This is a genomic window from Vibrio sp. 10N.286.48.B8 (assembly GCF_003050085.1).
Classification (GTDB): domain Bacteria; phylum Pseudomonadota; class Gammaproteobacteria; order Enterobacterales; family Vibrionaceae; genus Vibrio; species Vibrio crassostreae.
This window is the reverse complement of sequence record NZ_PIGD01000002.1, coordinates 257,647-280,160: the sequence shown is the minus strand read 5'-3', so window position 1 is coordinate 280,160 and position 22,514 is coordinate 257,647. Positions and strand designations below refer to the sequence as shown.

The 22,514-nt window shown below is 44.8% G+C and carries 19 protein-coding genes; 1 reads left to right on the top strand and 18 read right to left on the bottom strand.

Annotated elements, in window-relative coordinates; all coding sequences use genetic code 11:
• Positions 1 to 38 precede the first annotated feature (38 nt).
• The 18 genes from tilS to rpsB form a co-directional block, all read right to left on the bottom strand.
• A complete protein-coding gene (gene tilS, locus CWO08_RS03795) occupies positions 39 to 1,376 on the bottom strand; it encodes a tRNA lysidine(34) synthetase TilS (protein ID WP_108019934.1) in 1,338 nt (445 codons plus the stop codon).
• Between the two features lie 126 nt (positions 1,377 to 1,502).
• Positions 1,503 to 2,462, bottom strand: a complete 960-nt coding sequence (gene accA / locus CWO08_RS03790) for an acetyl-CoA carboxylase carboxyl transferase subunit alpha (RefSeq protein ID WP_017060731.1) — start codon at positions 2,460 to 2,462, stop codon at positions 1,503 to 1,505.
• 45 nt (positions 2,463 to 2,507) lie between these two features.
• Positions 2,508 to 5,987, bottom strand: coding sequence for a DNA polymerase III subunit alpha (gene dnaE / locus CWO08_RS03785; RefSeq protein WP_048664589.1), 3,480 nt, complete (start codon positions 5,985 to 5,987; stop codon positions 2,508 to 2,510).
• A 143-nt stretch (positions 5,988 to 6,130) separates the two neighbouring features.
• Positions 6,131 to 6,751: a ribonuclease HII gene (gene rnhB / locus CWO08_RS03780; protein ID WP_048606660.1), complete on the bottom strand. Its 621-nt coding sequence runs from the start codon at positions 6,749 to 6,751 to the stop codon at positions 6,131 to 6,133.
• Positions 6,752 to 6,799: 48 nt separating this feature from the next.
• Positions 6,800 to 7,996 (bottom strand): lipid-A-disaccharide synthase, encoded by a 1,197-nt coding sequence (gene lpxB, locus CWO08_RS03775; protein WP_108019932.1) that lies wholly within the window; start codon positions 7,994 to 7,996, stop codon positions 6,800 to 6,802.
• Positions 7,997 to 8,125: 129 nt separating this feature from the next.
• A complete protein-coding gene (gene lpxA, locus CWO08_RS03770) occupies positions 8,126 to 8,914 on the bottom strand; it encodes an acyl-ACP--UDP-N-acetylglucosamine O-acyltransferase (RefSeq protein WP_108019930.1) in 789 nt (262 codons plus the stop codon).
• A gap of 1 nt (position 8,915) precedes the next feature.
• On the bottom strand, positions 8,916 to 9,368 hold the full coding sequence (gene fabZ, locus CWO08_RS03765) for a 3-hydroxyacyl-ACP dehydratase FabZ (RefSeq protein WP_048661224.1): 453 nt from the start codon (positions 9,366 to 9,368) through the stop codon (positions 8,916 to 8,918).
• Positions 9,369 to 9,461: 93 nt separating this feature from the next.
• Positions 9,462 to 10,493, bottom strand: coding sequence for a UDP-3-O-(3-hydroxymyristoyl)glucosamine N-acyltransferase (gene lpxD / locus CWO08_RS03760; RefSeq protein WP_102432050.1), 1,032 nt, complete (start codon positions 10,491 to 10,493; stop codon positions 9,462 to 9,464).
• A 5-nt stretch (positions 10,494 to 10,498) separates the two neighbouring features.
• Complete coding sequence (locus CWO08_RS03755; protein WP_017056311.1) at positions 10,499 to 10,999, bottom strand: OmpH family outer membrane protein; 501 nt, start codon at positions 10,997 to 10,999, stop codon at positions 10,499 to 10,501.
• A 27-nt stretch (positions 11,000 to 11,026) separates the two neighbouring features.
• Complete coding sequence (gene bamA, locus CWO08_RS03750; RefSeq protein ID WP_048661222.1) at positions 11,027 to 13,432, bottom strand: outer membrane protein assembly factor BamA; 2,406 nt, start codon at positions 13,430 to 13,432, stop codon at positions 11,027 to 11,029.
• 48 nt (positions 13,433 to 13,480) lie between these two features.
• Positions 13,481 to 14,839, bottom strand: coding sequence for a sigma E protease regulator RseP (rseP, locus tag CWO08_RS03745; RefSeq protein ID WP_048664583.1), 1,359 nt, complete (start codon positions 14,837 to 14,839; stop codon positions 13,481 to 13,483).
• Entirely contained in the window at positions 14,836 to 16,044 is a 1,209-nt protein-coding gene (gene ispC / locus CWO08_RS03740; protein ID WP_108019928.1) for a 1-deoxy-D-xylulose-5-phosphate reductoisomerase, read from the bottom strand. The genes rseP and ispC overlap by 4 nt, the downstream gene beginning before the upstream one ends.
• Before the next feature lie 51 nt (positions 16,045 to 16,095).
• Positions 16,096 to 16,938: a phosphatidate cytidylyltransferase gene (locus CWO08_RS03735; protein ID WP_048606675.1), complete on the bottom strand. Its 843-nt coding sequence runs from the start codon at positions 16,936 to 16,938 to the stop codon at positions 16,096 to 16,098.
• A 15-nt stretch (positions 16,939 to 16,953) separates the two neighbouring features.
• Positions 16,954 to 17,706 carry an isoprenyl transferase gene (locus CWO08_RS03730; protein ID WP_017063364.1) on the bottom strand — a complete coding sequence of 251 codons (753 nt, stop codon included), beginning with the start codon at positions 17,704 to 17,706 and terminating at the stop codon, positions 16,954 to 16,956.
• Between the two features lie 98 nt (positions 17,707 to 17,804).
• Entirely contained in the window at positions 17,805 to 18,362 is a 558-nt protein-coding gene (gene frr, locus CWO08_RS03720) for a ribosome recycling factor (protein WP_017060741.1), read from the bottom strand.
• Positions 18,363 to 18,459: 97 nt separating this feature from the next.
• Positions 18,460 to 19,191 carry a UMP kinase gene (gene pyrH / locus CWO08_RS03715; protein WP_017630771.1) on the bottom strand — a complete coding sequence of 244 codons (732 nt, stop codon included), beginning with the start codon at positions 19,189 to 19,191 and terminating at the stop codon, positions 18,460 to 18,462.
• Positions 19,192 to 19,341: 150 nt separating this feature from the next.
• Entirely contained in the window at positions 19,342 to 20,187 is an 846-nt protein-coding gene (gene tsf, locus CWO08_RS03710; RefSeq protein ID WP_017630772.1) for a translation elongation factor Ts, read from the bottom strand.
• 138 nt (positions 20,188 to 20,325) lie between these two features.
• Positions 20,326 to 21,057 (bottom strand): 30S ribosomal protein S2, encoded by a 732-nt coding sequence (rpsB, locus tag CWO08_RS03705; RefSeq protein ID WP_009847420.1) that lies wholly within the window; start codon positions 21,055 to 21,057, stop codon positions 20,326 to 20,328.
• Between the two features lie 457 nt (positions 21,058 to 21,514).
• On the opposite strand from rpsB, the gene map reads away from it, so the two are divergent.
• On the top strand, positions 21,515 to 22,393 hold the full coding sequence (gene map / locus CWO08_RS03700; RefSeq protein ID WP_048661217.1) for a type I methionyl aminopeptidase: 879 nt from the start codon (positions 21,515 to 21,517) through the stop codon (positions 22,391 to 22,393).
• Positions 22,394 to 22,514 lie beyond the last annotated feature (121 nt).

The window sequence follows — 22,514 nt, the reverse complement described above, 5'->3', positions numbered from 1 at the left end:
TTTATTAAAGTGACGGTGAATTGTGACACAAACTTTTTCTACTTGCTCCAAAGCGCTTCACAATCTTGACCTTCGTAGTTTTTATCTACGAATAAGCCTAAAACAGCGATCACTCGATCGCCATCCATTAATATTGGCGTTCTGCGTCGTAACCAACTGGGTACTTGGTACTCTTGAAAGAGTTTTTTGAGCTTTCTGCTATGACCGCGTCCAACAGGATGCGCTGATAATCCTTCAGGGTTGAAGATCACTCGTAGCGCTCCGTTTAACCCCTTCAAGCTGAAGCTTTGCGAATTACGACCATTCGATACAGCACCACTCTGTGATGGCATGAATTGTAATCTCCCTAAACCATCGGGCAGTTGCAAGCTATCACCAAGCACAACATCGGCATGCCAACTCGACAAGTCCTTAGTCTCTTTCACTATGTAGAGCTGATGATTAAAACGCCTAACCTCAACCTCATTCAACACCAACTTAGGATTGGCGTCAGCCTGAGCGCATGCCACCTCATCCCATATAAGTTTGAGCTGCTTTTGGCTCGGCATCGGTTGATTACAGCGGCTCAGCCACATTCTTAATAGGCGTGCACGCAGTAAATCAGAGTGCTGAGACAATGCCTTAATACTTAAGCTGTGCTTCTCAGTTAAAGCTTGTTGTAAGTGAGACTCAAGCAACTCATCCAACAGTAACTCTTGCTCTGCACATAGCTGAGCGCTGCGACTGACCGATTCTCGGAAACTAGGCCAACGCTCGGTCAGTGTCGGAGTGACTTGATGACGAATAAAATTACGGTCAAAACGCAGATCCTGATTACTCTCATCTTCGACCCAAGTTAAGCCCATGCCGTAAGCAGCTGCTTCAATCTCGGTTCGAGTTACCGATAGCATAGGGCGAACAATATGAGCATCAACAAACGGCATCACTTTCGCCATTGAAGAGAGGCCTTTAGGCCCACTGCCACGCTTCAACGCTAACAAGAAAGTCTCTACTTGATCATCGAGGTGTTGACCTGTAACAAGCACATCACCATATCGAATATATTGTTTGAAGGCGTGATATCTAGCATCTCTAGCGAGTTTTTCTATGCTTTCTCCACTGTTAACATCCAACGACACTCGCTCAATAGCTAATGGAATAGACAAACCATCACACCATGTTTGGCATTGTTCTACCCAGAGGTCTGCATTTGTACTTAAGCCATGGTGCACATGAACCGCATGGCACTCAATGTCGTGCGCTTGGGCATATTGAGCGGATAACTCCAACAACACTCGTGAATCGACACCACCACTGAAAGCGACGACCAACCTACTACGAGGCTTAAGCGCGCTTTGATCAAGTACAGATGTGAAAGTATCAATTAAGTGTGTCATGAGGCTACTAAACCAAGAGGTCGTGTGTGAAAGGATAATGTTTTAATAATAAAAAAGGGTTGGCACTGAGTCCAACCCTTTCATCAACTTGTTACGTTAAGCAGACCTTATTACTAAGGTAACTTATCAGCAGTAGCCGTAGCTCATTAGACGCTGGTAACGACGCTCAAGAAGCGTTTCGTTATCAAACTGCTCTAGCTCTTCTAGCTGTTTAACTAGCATGTCTTTCATGTTCTGAGCGGTTTGTGCAGGGTCGCGGTGCGCGCCACCTAGAGGCTCAGGAATGATTTCGTCGATAAGCTCAAGCTCTTTAAGACGAGGAGCAATCAGGCCCATCGCTTCAGCTGCTTGTGGGGCTTTATCTGAATCACGCCATAGGATTGAAGCACAACCTTCTGGAGAGATTACTGAATACGTAGAGTACTGAAGCATGTTCACGTAGTCACCAACACCAATCGCTAGTGCACCACCAGAACCGCCTTCACCCACAACGTTACAGATAACTGGAACAGAAAGACCAGCCATAACCTTTAGGTTTTTCGCGATAGCTTCAGATTGACCACGCTCTTCAGCACCAACACCTGGGTATGCGCCCGCTGTGTCGATGAAAGTAATAATAGGCATGTTGAAACGCTCAGCGGTTTCCATTAGACGTAGCGCCTTACGGTAACCTTCTGGCTTTGGCATACCAAAGTTACGGATCACTTTCTCTTTAGTCTCGCGACCTTTCTGGTGACCAATAACCATAACAGGACGGCCATTTAGACGAGCCATACCACCCACAATAGCTTTGTCGTCAGCGTAAGCGCGATCGCCCGCCATCTCTTCAAACTCTGTGAATGCATGCTCCAGGTAATCTTTTGTGTAAGGACGTTGAGGGTGACGAGCAAGTTGAGCAACCTGCCATGCACCTAAGTCACTAAAGATTTTCTGTTTAAGCTCTAAGCTTTTTTTCTCTAGTTGTTCGATTTCTTTGTCTAGATCTACCGCTGTGTCACCACCATGACGCGAAACGTCACGTAGCGCTTCGATTTTTGCTTCAAGTTCAGCGATAGGCTTTTCAAATTCTAGAAAGTTCAGGCTCATCTATGAATCCTTGTTGATTCAGCTCCGTATTCGCGAAGCTAAATTTTAGTTAAATTCGAGTTCTACTTGGCTATTTCCAAGCAGCTGTTTTAATTCGTCTAGTAATGTATCACTTGGCGTCACACGCCATTCTGTGCCCAATGTTAACCGCGCTCTAGCGTCGGCACGCTGGTAGTATACATTGACTGGGACCGTTCCGGCTCTATAAGGTTCTAAGATTTGACTAAAGCGTTCAAAAAATTGACCGTTAATTTGGGATTGGTCGATAGATATCGACACCCCACGAGCATATTTCTCACGGGCGCTTCCTAAGTCCATGACCTCGCGCGCGGACATTTTAAGCCCGCCATTGAAATCATCAAAGCTGACCTGTCCGGAAACGACCACAATTTTGTCTTTTTCGAGCAACTCTGCGTAACGATCGAGGGCATCCGAGAACAACATCACTTCCATTCGCCCAGATCGGTCATCAAGTGTCATCAAACCGATTCGTGTACCGCGCTTAGTGGTCATCACTCTCGCAGCAATCACCAAACCGGCAATCGTTAATGATTGGTCACGACGCGTTGGCGTGGCATCTTTCAAGCGACAGCTAGTGTATTTCGCTAACTCTTTGATGTAAGCGTTAACCGGGTGACCAGTTAGATACAAACCAAGCGTTTCGCGTTCGCCCTCAAGCCAAACCTTCTCAGGCCACTTAGGCACTTGGGTATACTTGTGTTCAACCTCTTCCGGAGCATCGGTCAACACGCCAAACATATCTGATTGTCCAAAGGACTCAGCGTGGTGATGTTGGCTTGCCGCTTTAACCGCATCCGGCAATGAAGCCATCATCGCTGCACGGTGAGGACCTAATCTATCTAAGGCACCGGATAGAATCAACTTTTCGATAACACGTTTGTTGACCTTCTTCAGATCAAGACGCGCACAGAAGTCGAATAAGTCTTTAAAGTAACCGCCCTTATTTCGTGCTTCGATAATCGCTTCAATAGGGCCTTCACCTACCCCTTTGATCGCGCCGATACCATAAACAATCGCGCCATCTTCATCCACGTTAAAGCGGTACAAGCCCGAGTTGATATCAGGTGGAAGCAGCTTGAGCTTCATACGGAAACACTCATCAACAAGGCCAATAACCTTCTCGGTGTTATCCATATCAGCCGTCATTACCGCAGCCATAAATTCCGCTGGGTAGTGCGTTTTCAACCACAGCGTTTGGTAAGAAACCAGTGCGTATGCCGCCGAGTGAGATTTGTTGAAGCCGTAGCCCGCAAATTTCTCTACCAAGTCAAAGATTTTCATGGCAAGTTCGCCATCAACACCGTTGGCTTCAGCACCCTCTTTAAAGGTACCACGCTGTTTCGCCATCTCTTCTGGCTTTTTCTTACCCATCGCACGACGCAACATATCCGCGCCGCCAAGCGTATAGCCTGCCAGAATCTGTGCGATCTGCATTACCTGTTCTTGATACAGGATGATGCCGTAGGTAGGTTCTAGTGTCTCTTTCAGTGATTCGTGTTGCCACGTTTCATCAGGGTAAGAAACCGCTTCACGGCCATGTTTACGGTCGATAAAGTTATCTACCATGCCTGATTGCAGAGGACCCGGACGGAACAGGGCTACCAATGCGATGATATCTTCAAAACAGTCGGGCTGTAGACGTTTGATCAGGTCTTTCATACCACGCGATTCCAGCTGGAATACCGCGGTGGTTTCAGAATTTTGTAATAGGTTAAACGACGCTTGGTCATCTAGAGGAATCGACTCGATACGAACCGGTTCTTTACCCTCTTTCTTCAAACGTGGGTTCACTAGGCCTAACGCCCAGTCGATGATGGTCAAGGTACGCAGACCCAAGAAGTCGAACTTAACCAAGCCAGCAGTTTCAACGTCATTCTTATCGAATTGCGTTACTGGGAAGTTGCCTTCAGCATCGGCATAAATTGGCGCAAAGTCAGTGATCGTGGTTGGTGATATTACAACACCACCCGCGTGTTTACCGGCGTTTCGCGTACAACCTTCAAGGATGCGACACTTATCAATCAGTTCACGAACTTCTTCATCGCCATCGTAAAGCTCCGGCAGTGCCGGTTCAGCAAGGAAGGCTTTCTCAAGCGTCATACCCGGATCTGGCGGTACAAGCTTTGAAATTCGGTCGACGAAGCCAAACGGGTGACCCAATACACGGCCTACATCGCGGATTACCGCTTTTGCCGCCATAGTACCAAAGGTGATGATCTGAGAAACAGCATCACGACCGTACATCTCAGCCACGTGATCAATAACTTGGTCACGTTTATCCATACAGAAGTCGATATCGAAATCGGGCATGGATACACGTTCTGGGTTCAAGAAACGTTCGAAAAGGAGATCGTACTCAAGCGGGTCAAGGTCGGTGATATCAAGCGCGTAAGCCACCAAAGAGCCAGCACCAGAACCACGCCCTGGACCTACTGGCACATCGTTGTCTTTTGACCACTGAATGAACTCCATTACGATCAAGAAGTAACCTGGGAAACCCATGTTATTGACAACTTCGAGCTCGATCTTGAGTCGCTCATCGTATTCAGGTCTGCGCTCAGCGCGAACTTTTTCGTCAGGGAACAGGAACGCCAAACGTCGTTCAAGACCTTCTTCAGATTTCTTGATCAAGAAGTCTTCAATCGCCAAACCTTCCGTAGGGAAGTTAGGCAGGAAGTATTCCCCTAAACGAACGGTCACGTTACAACGCTTGGCAATCTCAACACTGTTCTCTAACGCTTCCGGAATATCAGAGAACAGCTCACACATCTCTTCTTCACTACGAAGATATTGCTGCGCGCTGTAGTTCTTAGGACGACGAGGATCGACCATAGTGAAACCGTCATGGATCGCCACGCGGATTTCATGAGCATCAAACAGGTCTTCAGTTAGGAAAACCACTTCGTTGGTTGCGACAACAGGCAGGTCTTCCTGTTCAGCAAGCTCTAACGCAAAGTGTAAGTATGACTCTTCATCCGGTCGTCCGGTACGAATCAGTTCTAAGTAAAAACGGTCGGCGAAGTACGTCTTGTAAAACTCGACGCTGCTTGCAACCAAATCACGGTTACCTTTCAGTAGCGCCTTACCAATCTCACCTTCTTTGGCACCCGATAGAATAATCAGGCCTTCGGCATTCTCAATCAACCACTCTTTATCGATAACAGGCTGATGCTGTACATGACCACGAAGGTAAGCTTTTGAGATAAGCAGCGTTAGGTTGTTATAACCTTTATTGTCGGTTGCAATGACGGTGAGCTTGGTTAGCTCGTCACCGAATTCCGGAGACTGCATCAAGAAGTCAGCACCAATAATTGGTTTAACCCCACACCCATGAGCAGTACCGTAAAACTTCACCAACCCACACAGGTTGGTAAAGTCGGTCAATGCTAGAGCAGGCATACCCATTTCAGCGACTTTTTTTACTAATGGTGGCACCTTGGATAGGCCATCCACCATCGAAAAGTCACTGTGTACGCGTAGGTGAACAAATTTTGGATCTGACATTATTTTTCCTGAATTCTAGGTTTGAGCCTAGGGTTACAACTGTGTGTATTCTATTTTTTTCTGACGCAAGTAAGCAACTTTATTCGATGCCCAGGTCTAGCTAACGTAAAGCTCTAGTCTAGATAGAGCTTAATCAATACGCTCTAATCTATGCCAAGGATACGTTTTACTGGCTTAAAGCTCTTACGGTAATGTTCGGTAACACCATGTTTTTCAATCGCTTCGAAATGCGCTTTGGTTGGGTAACCTTTGTGTTTCGCGAAACCAAACTCTGGATGCAACTTGTCGAGTTCTTCCATCTCTTGGTCACGAACCACTTTAGCGATAATAGACGCTGCACTTATCTCTGCTACTCGTAAATCGCCCTTTACAATAGCCAGACCGTCCATTGGCAGTTCAGGAACACGGTTACCATCGATCAGTGCCATGTCAGGCTGAACGCTCAACCCAGCGATAGCGCGCTGCATAGCGACCATAGTTGCCTGTAGAATATTCAGCTCATCAATTTCTTGTGGCGAACAGCGACCAACAGACCACGCCAAGGCTTTCTCCTTGATTTCAGGAAGCAGAGCAAGACGCTTTTTCTCAGACAGTTTTTTTGAATCGTTTAAGCCTTCGATTGGATTATTTGGATCTAGGATAACCGCAGCAGTCACCACATCGCCTACCAATGGCCCACGACCTACTTCATCCACACCAGCAAACAACTGGTAGCCTTGCGGATATTCAAATGGAGGAAGCTCTTTTTTCTCTTTTACTGCCATGACAATTCTCTTTGTAACTTATAAGTCAGTGCTTTCTGAGGCTGCACTTTATGATTCAACAAACTCTCGACCAATCAATTTCAGTACTGCGTTGGCGGCTTGCTTATCAGCATCTTTACGAATCCAGTGATGCATCTCGGTAAAACGTTCGATCAATGCACTGTTGTCGGCTGATAGCATTTTGTCGACAGATGGGAACAAGAAGTCTGGGTGGCATTCCTCAAGAATATGCTCTTTCACGATCTCTTCACCAGCCAAAATATTCGGCAGTGATACGAAATCAGTGATTGCTAGCTTCTTCACAATGTAGCCTGTCAGCTTATTTACTTTGTAGCCAACGACCATTGGACGCTTCAGTAACATACACTCAAGAGCCACTGTGCCGGAAGCCAGAAGCACAGAGTCAGCAGCGGTAATCACGTTGGTTGCCGTATCTTCGACTAACGTGAATTCAAGCTCAGGCGCTGTTGTTTGCCAGATTTCGGTAAACTGTTTTTTACGCTGTTCATTCACGAGCGCAACAACAAAATTGATGTCAGGGTATTTTTGCTTAATGCGCTGGCACGTTTCGATAAATGGTTGAGCGATCAACCCCATCTCACCACCTCGACTGCCCGGCAATACGGCTAACCACTGTTTGTCTTGGTCTAAGCCTAACAGCTCACGTGCATCTTGTTTACTTGGTTCTAAAGGAATTGCGTCTGCCAGCGTGTGGCCAACAAATTCACAGGCAACGTTGTATTTATCGTAAAACGCTTTCTCGAATGGCAGGAAGGCCAAAACCAAGTCGGTTGCTTTGTCGATTTTAAAGATACGCTTGGGACGCCAAGCCCACACTGAAGGGCTCACGTAATGGACCGTTTTAATGCCTGCGTTCTTAAGATCAAGTTCAAGTCTTAGGTTGAAATCAGGTGCATCGATACCAACAAACACATCTGGTGGGTTTTGAGTGAAATACTTAACCAACTCTGCTTTTACTTTTAGCAGACGAGGTAAACGGCCAAGTACTTCAACTAAGCCCATGACAGCTAGCTCTTCCATCTCGAAAAGAGACTCACAACCAAGCGCCTTCATTTTGGGTCCGCCAATACCGACGAATTCAGCATTCGGGTACTGTGATTTGATTGCTTTGATAAAACCTTCACCAAGCGTATCACCAGAGAGTTCTCCGACAACGATACCTACCCGCAGAGGTTCATTCGAAACAAAGTCCTTGCTGTTGGTTGCTGCTTCTTGCTGTGCCATAGTTTTCCAATTCCCTTCTTGCCTAAAACAAAAAAGATCGCCTAATGATTAGCGATCTTTTTGTTATACCAATCTGATTAAGTAATTATTGTCATACTTGCGCGGATTGGTACACAACCACATCCAGTATTAACGAATAATACCGCGCTCAGAATTCTCTAGCATTTCTAGCATAGGAGCCACCGAAGTAAACTCTTTCGCCATTTCAACTAAAGCCGCTTTCGCTTCTTCAAGTGTTTTACCTGAACGGTATAACTCTTTGTACGCTTTCTGTAGTGCACGAATTTCTGTTTTTTCAAAACCGTTACGCTTCAAGCCCACTAGGTTCAGACCGAATGGAGCAGCATGGTTACCCTGTGCAAGTACGTACGGAAGTACATCTTGAACAACAGCAGAACAGCCGCCAATGTATGCGTAAGCACCAATTGAGCAGAATGGGTGAATCGCAGACAGTGCCATAACACCAGCGTAGTCGCCAACCGTCACGTGTCCACCAAGAATAGCGTTGTTACCAATGTGAGTATGGTTACCAACAATAACATCGTGCGCTACGTGAGCATTAACACAAAGTAGGTTGTCATCACCAATTACAGTGGTTGCTTTGTCTTGAACCGTACCACGGTGGATTTGAACCGCTTCACGGATCACGTTGCGATCACCGATCACAACTGTTGTCTCTTCACCACCGTATTTCTTGTCTTGGTTTTCTTCACCAATAACAGCATGAGGGAAGATACGGTTTTCTTTACCAATGGTTGTATGACCTTTGATCACAACATGCGACATCACTTCAGTGTCGTCACCAATTGTCACGTTACCAGCAATGTAAGTGAAAGGCCCAACTGTCACGTTAGCACCGATAGTTACATCACCTTCGATTACTGCTGCCGGGTGAATTTTCGCTGTTTCATGAATCATATTAAAACTCTCTACGAGCACATTTAAGTTCAGCTGAACATACAACGTCGCCGTCAACTTTCGCTACACCGTTAAACGATGCAATGCCACGACGCTCTTTTAAGAATTCAACTTCGATAACCAGTTGGTCACCAGGTACGACTGGCTTACGGAATTTTGCTTTATCAACACTTGCAAAGTAGTAAAGTTCGTTGCCAGAAGGCGCACCAAAAGATTTAAATGCTAGAAGGCCTGTTGCTTGTGCCATTGCTTCTAAGATCAACACGCCTGGGAATACAGGAAGCTGAGGGAAGTGGCCTGTGAACTGAGGTTCGTTAACAGAGACATTCTTAATTGCGGTCAGTGTTTTTTCTTTTTCAAAGCTAGTCACACGATCAACCATTAAGAATGGGTAGCGATGAGGTAATAGTTCCTGAATTTCAGTAATGTTCATCGTTGTCTGTTCAGTAGTCAAAGTCGTATTCCTATGTATATTCTTTATTTAATTAGAAGGATTATAAACGAAAAAGACTCGCTATACGCGAGCCTTTTATTAGAAATGCTGGAATTATGATTCCGCGCTCTTCTCGATAAGTTTTTCAACGGTTTTCAAACGCTTGTTCATTTCATCAATACGATGAACACGCGTTGCTGTTTTACGCCAATCTTTGTTTGGCTGTAAAGGAATACCCGAAGAGTACATGCCTTTCTCAGTGATGCTGCGCATTACCATCCCCATACCGGTGATTGTAACGCCGTCAATGATTTCAATGTGACCATTAATCACACAGCCACCACCAATAATACAGTACTTACCTATCGTCGTGCTGCCAGCTACAATAGTACCACCCGCAAGGGCTGAACCATATCCGATGTGAACATTGTGAGCAATTTGAAGTTGGTTATCTAAGATAACGTTATCTTCAATAATTGTGTCGTCTAATGCACCACGGTCGATGGTAGTACACGCGCCGATTTCTACGCGGTTACCGATACGAACTGAACCGACTTGTGGGATTTTAATCCACTCGCCTTTCTCGTTCGCATAACCAAAGCCATCAGAGCCGATAACCGTGCTTGATTGAATCAAACATGCTTCGCCAATCACAACTTCATGGTAAACACTTACGTTAGCCCATAGCTTAGTGCCAGAGCCAACTTTCGCGTTTTTACCAATAAAGCAACCAGCACCGATGATCACATCATCACCAAGTACCACACCAGACTCAATCACAGCATTTGCACCAATAGACACATTTTGTCCAATGGTCGCATCACTTGCAATCGAAGCTGAATCAGCAATAGCCGCAGCGGGTGCTGGAGTAGTATCAAGCGCTTGAGCAACTTTAGCAAAAGCAACGTAAGGGTCATTAACCACAATCACGTTCGTCTTACAAAGTTCACGCTCATTCTCTTTAACCATAATAGCGGATGCTTTACAGTCACCTAGGTGCTTGCTGTACTTTACGTTAGAAAGGAACGTAATGTTACCTTCTTGCGCTTTATCCATAGGAGCGACTGCTGAAACGGTAATAGTACCATCTCCGTGTAGCTCTCCCCCGGTAATCGTTGCCAATTCGGCTAAAGTTAGATTCTTCATAAAACTTATTTCAGTGCTTTAATTACTTTCTCAGAGATGTTGTATTCTGGCTTGCCGTATTGCAGAGCTTGAATATCAACGATCATATCGTAGCCTTCTTTCTCTGCAACTTTCGTTACAGCATCTTGAATCACTTTGAATAGCTTCTGCTTCTCTTGTGCTTCACGACGTTGGCTTGCTTTTTCTAGTGCTTGAGCTTTGATTTTGTACTTGCTGTCTAGTTGACCTACTTCGATACGTAGCTTTTCAACTTCGTCAGGACCTAGTAGCTCGCCATCACGCTTAAGCTTTTCAATCTTCGTTTTTGCTTCAGCTTGAATGCTCTGCAGCTCAGCTGCTTTGTCTTTGAACTCTTCCTGCATTTTTTGAAGAACAACTTCACGCTGAGGTAGAGCCTGGAATACTTGTGCAGTGTTTACATAACCCACTTTTTGCGCAGCTTCAGCAGCTGTTGCAAAGAAAGAAGAGCTAAGAACTACAAGGCCTAAACCTGCTGCTTTAATCATATTTTTCAAAATATTGTCCTTTAAATATTAGAAAGTTCTACCAATGGTAAATGTGAAGAATTCCTCATCATCACCTTCGTAAATTTTAACTGGTTTCGCTAGAGAGAAAACCAGTGGGCCCATCGGTGACATCCATTGAAGGGCTGCACCATAAGATGAACGGTAATTCGTTGGATCAGAGTAATCGTAGTAGTACTGGCCGCCACTATTAGGCGCGCCACGGTCTACAAATTCGGTATCCCATACACTAGCCATATCGAAGAAGACACTGGTACGAATCTGGCTGCGTGCTTCATCAGAAGCAAACGGCGTAGGTACAATTAACTCTAGACTTGCCAAAGCAACCGCGTTACCACCCACTGAATCATCAGTAGCAGTATCGTAGGTTGGGTTGTTACCTGTGCTGCTTCCGTAAACGGCTTTCGGGCCAGCCGAGTTAGAACCAAAACCACGTAGGGTTGTAAAACCACCTGCGTAGTAGTTCTCGTAGAATGGGAACAAGTTATCGTTACCATCCGTTTGACCATAACCATTACCATAGCCTAATCGGCCACGCATCAATAGTGTGAACTCATGCTTTTTGGTCAGCGGGATGTAATGTTTTACATCGTACTGCATTTTGAAGTACTGAGCATCAGAGCCTGGCACCGTCATTTTAGCGAAAGCACGCTGGTGGTTACCTTCTGTTGGGAAGAAACCACGGTTCAAGTTATTACGCGTCCAAGAGATATTGATATCGAAATCATCGGTTAAGATGTGCTCGTCACCATATTGGTCAATACTTCTCGCAAACTGTTCAACTTGGATATAAGTCGGAACGTTACCGATTTTGTTGTGTGTATAGCCAACACCAAACTCGATACGGTTCAGCTCATCCATAGGGAAACCCCATGTAAGGCTCGTACCGTAACTTTGGTTGGTATAGTCGACAATACCCGCTTCAGAGGCTTCGAATTCGTTGTAGAAGATCTTACCGCCTAGACTCACACCATCAAGGTTCCAGTATGGGTCACGGTAGTCTAAGCTCACGTTCTTTTGGTAATCGTTCATCATGGCACTTACGCCAACACGGTTACCAGAACCCGCAAAGTTGTCTTGTTGTAGGCCAACTTGGAAACTAACACCTGATTCCGTACCGTAGCCGACACCAAAGTTGATGCTGCCGGAGTTCGCTTCCTTAACGTTGTAAACCAAATCAACTTGGTCTTCACTGCCAGGAACACGAACTGTTTGTACATCAACCGTTTCAAAGAAACCTAAACGGTTAAGACGGCTCTTACCAGTATCAATTGACTTAGAGTTAAGCCAGCTGCCTTCCATTTGACGCATTTCACGACGAAGAACTTCATCTTTCGTTGAATTGTTACCCGTAAATCGAATGTCACGAACATAGATACGGCTGCCCGCTTCTACATTGATAACCAACGACACTTCTTTGGTCTCATCATTGAACTCTGGAATAGTACGAACTTGTGGGTACGCATAGCCAGATTCGCCAAGAATTCGTTTTACGTTCTCTTCTAAAGACGTTACCGATGAACCGTTATAAGTATCACCGTCTTCAAATGGCACTAACGCCTCAAAGTCAGCCTCACGGCCGATGAGCTCACCACGAAATGCGACATCTTTAACGGTATAAGCTTCGCCTTCATCAATACCAAGCGTGATATACACGCCTTTCTTATCTGGAGAGATCGCAACTTGAGTAGAATCTACCTTAAACTTAAGGTAACCACGGTCAAGGTAGTAAGATTTCAGCGCTTCGATATCACCAGCTAATACTTGCTTCTGGTATTTTTCATCCGCAAGGAAATTCCACCATGCAACATCAACGTTCAAGTTGAAACGACTGAGGAGTTCAGCGTCAGAGAAAACTTCGTTACCGATAAAGTTGATTTGCTGAATCTTAGCGGATACGCCTTCAGTAAACACAAACTTAAGGTCAGAACGGTTACGTGGCAAAGGCGTCACAACCGCTTTTACTGTCGCGTTGTACTTACCAACACTGTAGTAAAAATCTTCAAGGCCTTTCTCAATGTTACTCAGCGTCGTACGGTCAAGAGCCTCTCCTTCACGAACACCAGACGCATCTAGGTTCTGCTGAAGTTGCTCTTCTTTGATCGCTTTGTTACCCGAGAATGAAATGCTCGCGATGGTCGGTCGTTCTTTGACTTGAACAACTAAAACACCTTCATCGCGAAGGACTTTAACATCCTCAAAGTTACCCGAAGCATACAATGCACGAATGATCTCAGATACATCGCTTTCATCCACTTCATCGCCAATACGTACTGGCATTTTCAGTAGAGCCGCACCAAGTGCAACACGCTGTAAACCTTCGATCTTGATATCTTGAACTACAAAGTTTTGTGCTCCGTTCGCAGCCACACTAGTGGCCAATAGACTTGCGAACAGAATTTGCTTAATCGCCATACTTATTCTAATTATTCCTTGCTACTACCAATGCCTGTGAGAAACCATTCACAGACGAGTAAAATCGTTAAATATTGCCAGAGCCATCAATGAGAAGAGGATTGCCCCTCCCAATCTGTATCCCATTTCCTGAACTTTCTCAGGTACCGGTTTACGAGTAACGGCCTCAATAGCGAAAAACAGCAAATGTCCGCCATCAAGCATAGGCAGCGGAACCAAATTAATAATCCCTAAGTTAACACTAATCAGAGCCAAAAAGCCTAAGAAGTAAACCAAACCATAATCGGCGGTTGTACCTGCACCTTTCGCGATTGAAATAGGGCCACTCAAGTTGTTTAAGCCAACATCACCAACGATAAGCTTCTTAAGCATTGTCAGTGTCAAACCAATGATTTGACCTGTTTTATCAAATGCTTTTCCTACAGACTCAATTACACCAAATTGTAACTCAAAGCGATAATCTTCTGGCCATTCTGCGACTTCCGGAGCAATACCTGCATAGCCGATTGTCGAACCATCAGAAAGCTCTCGACTTTTTGGTGTCATAACCAATGATTGCTCAGCACCATTTCGCAATACGACCAAGTCCAAGGGTGTCATTGGATTTGCACGAATTAACTCAACAACCGACTGCCACTGTTCAATAGGTTGCCCGTTAATCTCAACAATTTTATCACCGGCTTCAAGACCTGCATCGTATGCAGCGCCATCATCAATGATTTGAGCCAGTACAGTCGATACCTCTGGAGAGTACGGTCTAAAACCCAGCGTTGTCATTGCAGATTCAGTTTCTGGGTTGAACGACCAGTCTGAAATATCCAATGTCATTTGTTGCTCAAAGCCGATGTCGTCTTGAGAAGCAACCGTCACTGTCATGGATTGATCACCAATGTGTGATATCAAACCCATATTGACTGATTCCCAATCTGCGGTTTTGATTCCTGAAATAGATTTAAGTTCCATCCCAGTTTCAATTCCGGCTTGTGCAGCAATAGATTGCGGAGTGACTTCACCGATTACAGGTTTAACCGCCGGCACGCCAATCAAAAATACTAGCCAATATGCAAAGACGGCAAAGATAAAGTTAAATGCAGGACCTGCACCAACTATCGCCGTTCTTTTCCACAATGGCTTCTTATCAAAAGCGTATTGTTGTTCGTCTTCAGAAAGGTCGTCAACACGACCATCAAGCATCTTAACGTAGCCGCCCAATGGAATGACTGACAAGCTGTATTCCGTACCATCACGGCCAACTTTGCTCCAGATTGATTTACCAAAACCAATCGAGAATTTCTCAACTTTCACACCACAGCGACGAGCAACCCAGAAGTGTCCAAACTCATGAACAGCGACCAGAATGCCAAGCGCTACAATAAAGGATGCGAAGTTCCACAGAATTCCACTCATGCTAGCTGCTCTTTAATAAATTGATTGGCTAATTGACGAGACATATTATCTAGCTCGAGAAGGCTTTCCAAGCTATCTAAGCCCTCAGAGTTATGTTGTTCACATACTTTGCTCATAACATGTTCGTTAATGACAGCAATATCGGTAAACCTCACTCGATTGTTCAAGAAAGCATCGACGGCAATTTCGTTTGCCGCGTTAATTGCGGTTGTAGCATGCTGACCCAAGTAGCAAGCTTCAATCGCTAACCTTAAACATGGGTAACGACTAAAGTCTGGTTCTAGAAAAGTAAGCTCGCCCACTTTAGTGAAATCCAGAGACTTAACGCCTGCTTCTGTGCGCTCAGGGTAAGACATCGTTAAAGCGATTGGCGTCGCCATATCCGGTTCGCCCATTTGAGCAAGCACAGAGCCGTCCTTGTACTGAACCATCGAATGAATCACAGATTGAGGATGAATAATCACTTTCAACTGCTCTTGAGAGGCATTAAATAACCATTTCGCTTCAATGTACTCTAAGCCTTTATTCATCATGGTCGCTGAATCGACGGAGATCTTAGGGCCCATAGACCAGTTAGGGTGTGCAATAGCGCGTTCAGGAGTCACTGATTCCAACTCAGCCACGTCGGTATAACGGAAAGGACCACCAGAACCAGTTAGTAGAATATGGTTAATACCATTAGCTTCTAAATCACAGCGACCTAGATTGGTTTGGACGTTTTGCGGCAAACACTGAAAGATAGCATTATGTTCACTGTCGACAGGAAGTAGCTCAGCACCGTACTTTTCCACGGCGTCTATAAACAACTGTCCAGACATCACCAAGGCTTCTTTATTAGCAAGTAAGATACGCTTACTTGCCTTAACCGCAGCCATAGTAGGAAGCAAGCCTGCTGCGCCAACAATCGCAGCCATAACAGTGTCTACTTCATCTAGGGAAGCGACCTGACACATGCCTTCTGAGCCTGAAAGTACTTTGATGTTTGGGTAATCCGAAGACAACACATCACTCAGTTGAGACGCTGCATCGGGGCAAGCCATAGCAACATAGCTTGGTTGCCACTTTTCAACTAGCGCCAGCATCTTTTCAACATTCGAACCGGCGGCTAGTGCCACGACCGTATAAAGATCTGGGTTTTGCTCAACGACTTTTAGTGTACTTGCACCAATAGAGCCGGTAGCGCCAAGGATAGTTAGATTTCGCATCACATATGACCGTAGAAATGTAATAAAGGGCAGAATCACTGCCCTTTTTTATTAGAATGCTAAATAAAGCAGAGCAAAGACAGGGAATGCAGCCGTTAAGCTATCTATTCTATCTAGTATACCACCATGACCAGGAATCAGATTACTGCTGTCTTTCACCCCAGACACACGTTTAAACATGCTTTCAACAAGGTCACCAAGAACAGAAATAACGACGGTCACAAGAGTAATAACAATCATGTGAAGAGGACTTGTGAATTGAATATCAAACAAGTCAGCAAAGATCCAAGCCACGATCACTGCAGTAATGATGCCACCAATAAGACCTTCAATCGTTTTATTCGGGCTTACCGCTGGGGCCATTTTACGCTTACCAAAGCTCTTTCCTGAAAAGTAAGCACCGCTGTCTGCAGCCCAAACGAGCAAGCAAACAAACATCACCAATTTTGCACCGTGGTAAGGATCAACATCGATACCGTTAGCACGCAGGATAACCACACTCCAGAAGAATGGCAGCAGAGTCAGCACACCAAAGGCGTGACGAAGAAGAGAAGAATCTTTCCATGCAGGCATAGACTTAGGATAAGTCACCGCCATACCACTCGCTATTACCCACCAAATTGAGCCAATCGTTAGAATGGCGTAGTGAGCAGTAGACAAGTTATTAAGGCTAAATGCATCAAAAGGGATAAAAGCAAAACTTGCGGCACTGACCACAACCGTTGGAATCAACGCTAAATAACGCGATTTGCTTTCAACAAACTGAGTCCACTCCCAAAAACCTAATAGCGAGATTACCGCTAATGAAAGAATAAATGTAGGAAGTGATAACTCGAAAATGCCTAGAATAACTAGGGGAGCTAAAATCAACGCCGTAATAATTCGTTGTTTCAAACCAAAAAATCCTTATTAACTGTCCATCAGAGCTTTAATTTGCTCACCAGTGCATCCAAAACGACGCTCACGGTTTACAAACCAAGTCACAGCTTCTACTAAGCTGTCTTCATTAAAGTCTGGCCAGAATTGTTCAGTGAAATACATTTCGGCGTAAGCCAACTGCCAAAGCATAAAATTACTAATGCGGCATTCACCACTGGTACGGATAAGTAGATCGACTTCAGGAATATCTGCCATCGTCAGGTGCTGTGTAATCATAGCTTCATCAATGTCATCTACATTAATATCACCAGACTTTACCTGTTGAGCAATAGAGGTCATTGCTTGCTGAATATCCCACTTACCGCCGTAGTTAGCCGCAATATTAATAACCATACCGGTATTGGTGCTAGTCAAAGCTTCCGCTTCTTCTATCTTCTTTTGTAGTCGATCATTGAAACGACTTTTATCACCAATAACACGAAGTTGTAGATTATTTTTATGAAGCTTTTTTACTTCACTCGACAGCACTGAAATAAACAGTTCCATCAAAATACCGACTTCTTCTTCAGGACGACGCCAGTTCTCGCTACTAAACGCAAAAAGAGTAACGGCTTTAATGCCAAGTCTGGCTGCAGAAGAGATAGTTTTACGAACGGCTTGAACACCGTTTTTATGGCCAAAGACGCGAGGCTTGCCCTGAGCTTTTGCCCAGCGACCATTACCATCCATAATGATAGCAATGTGTTTAGGAAGAGAGTCTGTGAACGCTTGAGAATTATGCATAAAAGAGTGAATCAAATTCTAATAGTCGAACAGAGTAGCATAAAAAAACGCTGCACCGTGAGTACAGCGTTTTTCCGGAAAGAAAAGAATATGGAAAATTAAACTTCCATCAACTCTTTTTCTTTAACAGCTAGAACTTCATCTACGTTCTTAACCGCAGCGTCAGTTAGCTTTTGAATTTCGTCTTGTGCTTTACGATCTTCATCTTCAGAGATTTCTTTATCTTTAAGAAGTGCTTTTAGATCGCCATTCGCGTCACGACGGATGTTACGGATAGCAACACGGCCACCTTCAGCTTCGCCACGAACGATTTTAACTAGGTCTTTACGACGCTCTTCCGTTAGCGGAGGAAGTGGAACACGGATAACTGTGCCAGCAGACATAGGGTTTAGGCCTAGGTCAGATGTCAGAATTGCTTTTTCAACTAGAGGAGTCAGTGTTTTATCAAACACTGTAATAGCTAGTGTACGTGCATCTTCAGCGATAACGTTAGCTACTTGAGTCAAAGGCGTTGGAGCACCGTAGTACTCAACAGTAAGACCAGAAAGTAGGCTTGGGTGCGCACGACCTGTACGAATCTTTTGCAGGCTGTTTTTTAGTGCATCAACACTTTTTACCATGCGCTCTTGAGCGTCTTTTTTGATTTCGTTAATCACAATTTCACCTTGATTATGTTCTTTCTTCAAGAAAGCTTTTTATTTGAGTGATAAGGATAAGCTTACCAAAGTCTAACACCTCAGTAAGCCCGAAAAATTAGTCAGCGTCGCTGATTAATGTACCTTCAGTTTCACCCATAACCACGCGACGTAGTGCGCCTGGTTTATTCATGTTAAATACGCGGATTGGCATTTTGTGATCACGAGCTAGCGTAAATGCAGCCAAGTCCATTACTTTAAGTTCTTTATCAAGAACTGTGTTGTAAGACAACGTATCATACAGCTCTGCGTCTGGGTTTGCTACAGGGTCAGAAGTAAATACACCATCTACTTTTGTCGCTTTTAGAACTACGTCAGCTTCGATTTCGATACCACGTAGACATGCAGCAGAATCCGTAGTGAAGAATGGGTTACCAGTACCAGCAGAGAAGATCACAACGCGACCTTGACGTAGTTGGCTGATTGCGTCTGCCCAGTTGTAGTCGTCACACACACCTTTAAGAGGGATTGCAGACATTACACGTGCGTTTACGTAAGCACGGTGAAGAGCGTCACGCATTGCAAGGCCGTTCATTACCGTTGCAAGCATACCCATGTGGTCACCAACAACGCGGTTCATACCTGCTTCAGCAAGGCCTGCACCACGGAAAAGGTTACCACCACCGATAACAACGCCTACTTGAACACCTAGTTCAACCAATTCTTTCACTTCTTGAGCCATACGATCAAGGATCGTCGGGTCAATACCAAAACCTTCTTCGCCTTGTAGTGCTTCACCGCTAAGTTTTAACAGAATACGTTGATACGCCGGTTTAGGGTTCGTAGTCATGGAGTTTACCTTCCAAAGAGTTGATGATTAACAGTCATGGATAAAAACTGAATAGCTCAGTTTGCATTCATAACAGCTAAAAAATAATTCACTATTCATAAAAAGACCGCAGCATTTGCCACGGTCTCTTTTCAAACAATACGCTAAGGATTAACCTTTTTGTACCGCTGCAACTTCGTCAGCAAAGCTCATTTCAGCTGCTTTCTCGATGCCTTCACCAACTTCTAGACGTACGAAGTTAGATACTGAAGCGCCTTTCTCTTTAAGGATAGCGCCAACAGTTTGCTTAGGCTCCATGATGAAAGCTTGACCAGTTAGAGAGATTTCGCCCGTGAATTTCTTCATACGGCCAACAACCATTTTCTCTGCGATTTCAGCTGGTTTGCCTTCGTTCATAGCGATTTCAACTTGAACTGCTTTTTCTTTAGCAACTACGTCTGCAGGTACGTCTTCTGGGTTTAGGAACTCAGGACGTGATGCAGCAACGTGCATTGCAACGTGCTTAAGAGTTTCAGCTTCGCCTTCACCAGCAACAACAACACCGATTTTCTCACCGTGACGGTAAGAAGCTAGTGCAACACCTGAAACGTACTGTACGCGACGGATGTTGATGTTTTCGCCGATTTTTGCAACTAGAGCAACACGAGTCTCTTCGAACTGTGCTTGTAGCTCTTCAACAGTTGCTTGAGAAGCTACTGCAGCAGCTGCAACTTCTTCTGCGAATGCTGTGAAGTTAGCATCTTTTGCTACGAAGTCAGTTTGGCAGTTAACTTCAAGAAGAGCAGCTACGCCGTTCTCTTCTTTGATGATGATTGCGCCTTCAGCAGCAACGTTACCAGCTTTCTTAGCTGCTTTCGCTGCGCCAGACTTACGCATGTTTTCAATTGCTAGTTCGATGTCAGCGTTTGCTTCTACAAGCGCTTTCTTACATTCCATCATGCCAGCGCCAGTGCGCTCGCGAAGTTCTTTAACTAGAGCTGCAGTTACAGTTGCCATTCTCTATTCCTCAGTAAATTCTAAAAAAGATAAAAAACAGGGGCCTAATTAATTGGCCCCTGATATTGACTGTATTCAGTCCGTTAAGCCACCGATTATGACCGCTTAATATGAACTAAACATGGCTCAGAGCCGCTATTATTCAGCTTCTACAAAACCGTCTTTTTCAGCAGCTACAGCAGCAACATCTTTGTTGCGACCTTCTTTAACCGCGTCTGCAGCAGCGTTTAGGTAAAGCTGTACTGCACGGATTGCATCATCGTTACCTGGGATAACGAAGTCAACGCCGTCTGGGTTAGAGTTAGTATCAACTACAGCGTAAACTGGGATACCTAGGTTGTTTGCTTCTTTAACTGCGATGTGTTCGTGATCAGCATCGATTACGAATAGAGCGTCTGGAAGGCCGCCCATGTTCTTGATACCACCAAGAGATTTCTCTAGCTTCTCCATTTCGCGAGTACGCATTAGAGCTTCTTTCTTAGTAAGCTTGTCGAAAGTACCGTCTTGAGCTTGCGCTTCAAGTTCTTTCAGACGCTTGATAGACTGACGAACAGTTTTGTAGTTCGTTAGCATACCGCCTAACCAGCGGTTGTTAACGTAGAACTGGTTGCTGTTGATAGCAGCTTCTTTAACAGCTTCAGATGCAGCGCGCTTAGTACCAACAAAAAGAACTTTACCTTTCTTCTCGCCAACTTTAGCGATTTCAGCTAGAGCGTCGTTGAACATTGGTACAGTTTTTTCTAGGTTGATGATATGTACTTTGTTACGAGCACCAAAGATGAATGGCTTCATTTTTGGGTTCCAGTAACGAGTTTGGTGACCGAAGTGAACACCAGCTTTAAGCATATCGCGCATTGATACAGTTGCCATTTTAAAATCCTCTATGGGGTTAGGCCTCCACATCCCCCATGAATCCGACCCCTAACAACTAACCACTTTTCAGCCGTTATCTGTGTTGTTGAGGCACCCCGGAACATGTGTCGGAATGTGTGTGATTTAAAGAAATAAGTTAGTGGACACAAAGCTTGTTTCGCCTATTGGAGAAAACACTCCTGATGTCCGGCGCGCTTTATACCATATTTTGTCTATCTATGGCTAGAAAAAAATCTAAAAATGGCGACTGCTATACTGATCCCTATCGGCGAAATTTACCTATAAATAGTGTCGCTATTCATTCACTTCTATCTCAATAGACCGGACGTAAACCACTCAGGTTGAGTAGTATCCACCAGCATTGTATGGATATGGGAATGTTGCGCTAAAATGCTGCACTGATAGAATAGCCCCAATATGCACACTTAGGTGCTACCAAATTAAGAGATATGCAATGGCTGTAAAAATTAAAACTGCTGAAGAAATTGAAAAAATGCGCGTCGCCGGCAAGCTGGCGTCGGAGATTCTAGAGATGATTGAACCTCACATCCAAGTAGGTACAACGACAGAAGAGCTAAACCAAATCTGTCATGAGTACGCTACGGAAAGAGGCGCATACTCAGCACCACTTGATTATCACGGTTTCCCTAAGTCAATCTGTACCTCTATCAACCACATTGTGTGCCACGGTATTCCAGCATCACAAGATGAGACTGGCAGCACAGGTCAATTCAAACCTGCGGTACTAAAAGATGGTGACATTCTTAACGTTGATATCACAGTAATCATCCCTGATGACGAAAACGCAGACTTAAGCGTTCGTCCACAAGGCTACCACGGTGACACATCTAAGATGTTTCTTGTGGGTGAAGTTTCACCAGCAAACAAGCGTCTATGCATGGTTGCTCAAGAAGCACTTTACGAAGGCATGCGCCAAGTGAAACCTGGTGTTCAACTTGGCCAAATCGGCACTGCTATCGAGAAGTACATCAAAACAAACAACAAGAATAACCCACGCGCTAAGTTCTCTATTGTCAAAGATTACTGTGGTCACGGTATTGGTTCTGAGTTCCACGAAGATCCACAAGTGGTTCACTACAAGAACAGCGACCGTACAGTGCTGAAAGCAGGCATGTGTTTCACTATCGAGCCAATGATCAACGCGGGTAAGTTTGGCTGCCGTCTTGATGACCAAGATAGCTGGACAGTGTACACAGCAGACAGCAAAAACTCGGCGCAGTGGGAACACACACTGGTAGTGACAGATACAGGTTGTGAAGTACTAACACTACGCAGCGACGATACGATTCCACGTATCATGAAAAACGCTTAGTTCATCAAACTGAACACATCAGCCTTTTAAAAATATCCTCGCCTTGTCGAGGATATTTTTTTATCCACTCAATTTCGACTTTCCACCAGCTTCTGTTAAATTGTTTACTATTCTCATTTGC

Excerpts from the sequence above, each read along its gene's own strand:
- tilS (WP_108019934.1), bottom strand. The coding sequence starts at position 1,376 with ATGACACACTTAATTGATACTTTCACATCTGTACTTGATCAAAGCGCG.
- rnhB (WP_048606660.1), bottom strand. The coding sequence starts at position 6,751 with ATGGCAGTAAAAGAGAAAAAAGAGCTTCCTCCATTTGAATATCCGCAA.
- tsf (WP_017630772.1), bottom strand. The coding sequence starts at position 20,187 with ATGGCAACTGTAACTGCAGCTCTAGTTAAAGAACTTCGCGAGCGCACT.
- CWO08_RS03730 (WP_017063364.1), bottom strand. The coding sequence starts at position 17,706 with ATGCATAATTCTCAAGCGTTCACAGACTCTCTTCCTAAACACATTGCT.
- bamA (WP_048661222.1), bottom strand. The coding sequence starts at position 13,432 with ATGGCGATTAAGCAAATTCTGTTCGCAAGTCTATTGGCCACTAGTGTG.
- lpxD (WP_102432050.1), bottom strand. The coding sequence starts at position 10,493 with ATGAAGAATCTAACTTTAGCCGAATTGGCAACGATTACCGGGGGAGAG.
- map (WP_048661217.1), top strand. The coding sequence starts at position 21,515 with ATGGCTGTAAAAATTAAAACTGCTGAAGAAATTGAAAAAATGCGCGTC.
- lpxA (WP_108019930.1), bottom strand. The coding sequence starts at position 8,914 with ATGATTCATGAAACAGCGAAAATTCACCCGGCAGCAGTAATCGAAGGT.
- rpsB (WP_009847420.1), bottom strand. The coding sequence starts at position 21,057 with ATGGCAACTGTATCAATGCGCGATATGCTTAAAGCTGGTGTTCACTTC.
- pyrH (WP_017630771.1), bottom strand. The coding sequence starts at position 19,191 with ATGACTACGAACCCTAAACCGGCGTATCAACGTATTCTGTTAAAACTT.
- CWO08_RS03755 (WP_017056311.1), bottom strand. The coding sequence starts at position 10,999 with ATGATTAAAGCAGCAGGTTTAGGCCTTGTAGTTCTTAGCTCTTCTTTC.
- lpxB (WP_108019932.1), bottom strand. The coding sequence starts at position 7,996 with ATGGCACAGCAAGAAGCAGCAACCAACAGCAAGGACTTTGTTTCGAAT.
- dnaE (WP_048664589.1), bottom strand. The coding sequence starts at position 5,987 with ATGTCAGATCCAAAATTTGTTCACCTACGCGTACACAGTGACTTTTCG.
- accA (WP_017060731.1), bottom strand. The coding sequence starts at position 2,462 with ATGAGCCTGAACTTTCTAGAATTTGAAAAGCCTATCGCTGAACTTGAA.
- rseP (WP_048664583.1), bottom strand. The coding sequence starts at position 14,839 with ATGAGTGGAATTCTGTGGAACTTCGCATCCTTTATTGTAGCGCTTGGC.
- ispC (WP_108019928.1), bottom strand. The coding sequence starts at position 16,044 with ATGCGAAATCTAACTATCCTTGGCGCTACCGGCTCTATTGGTGCAAGT.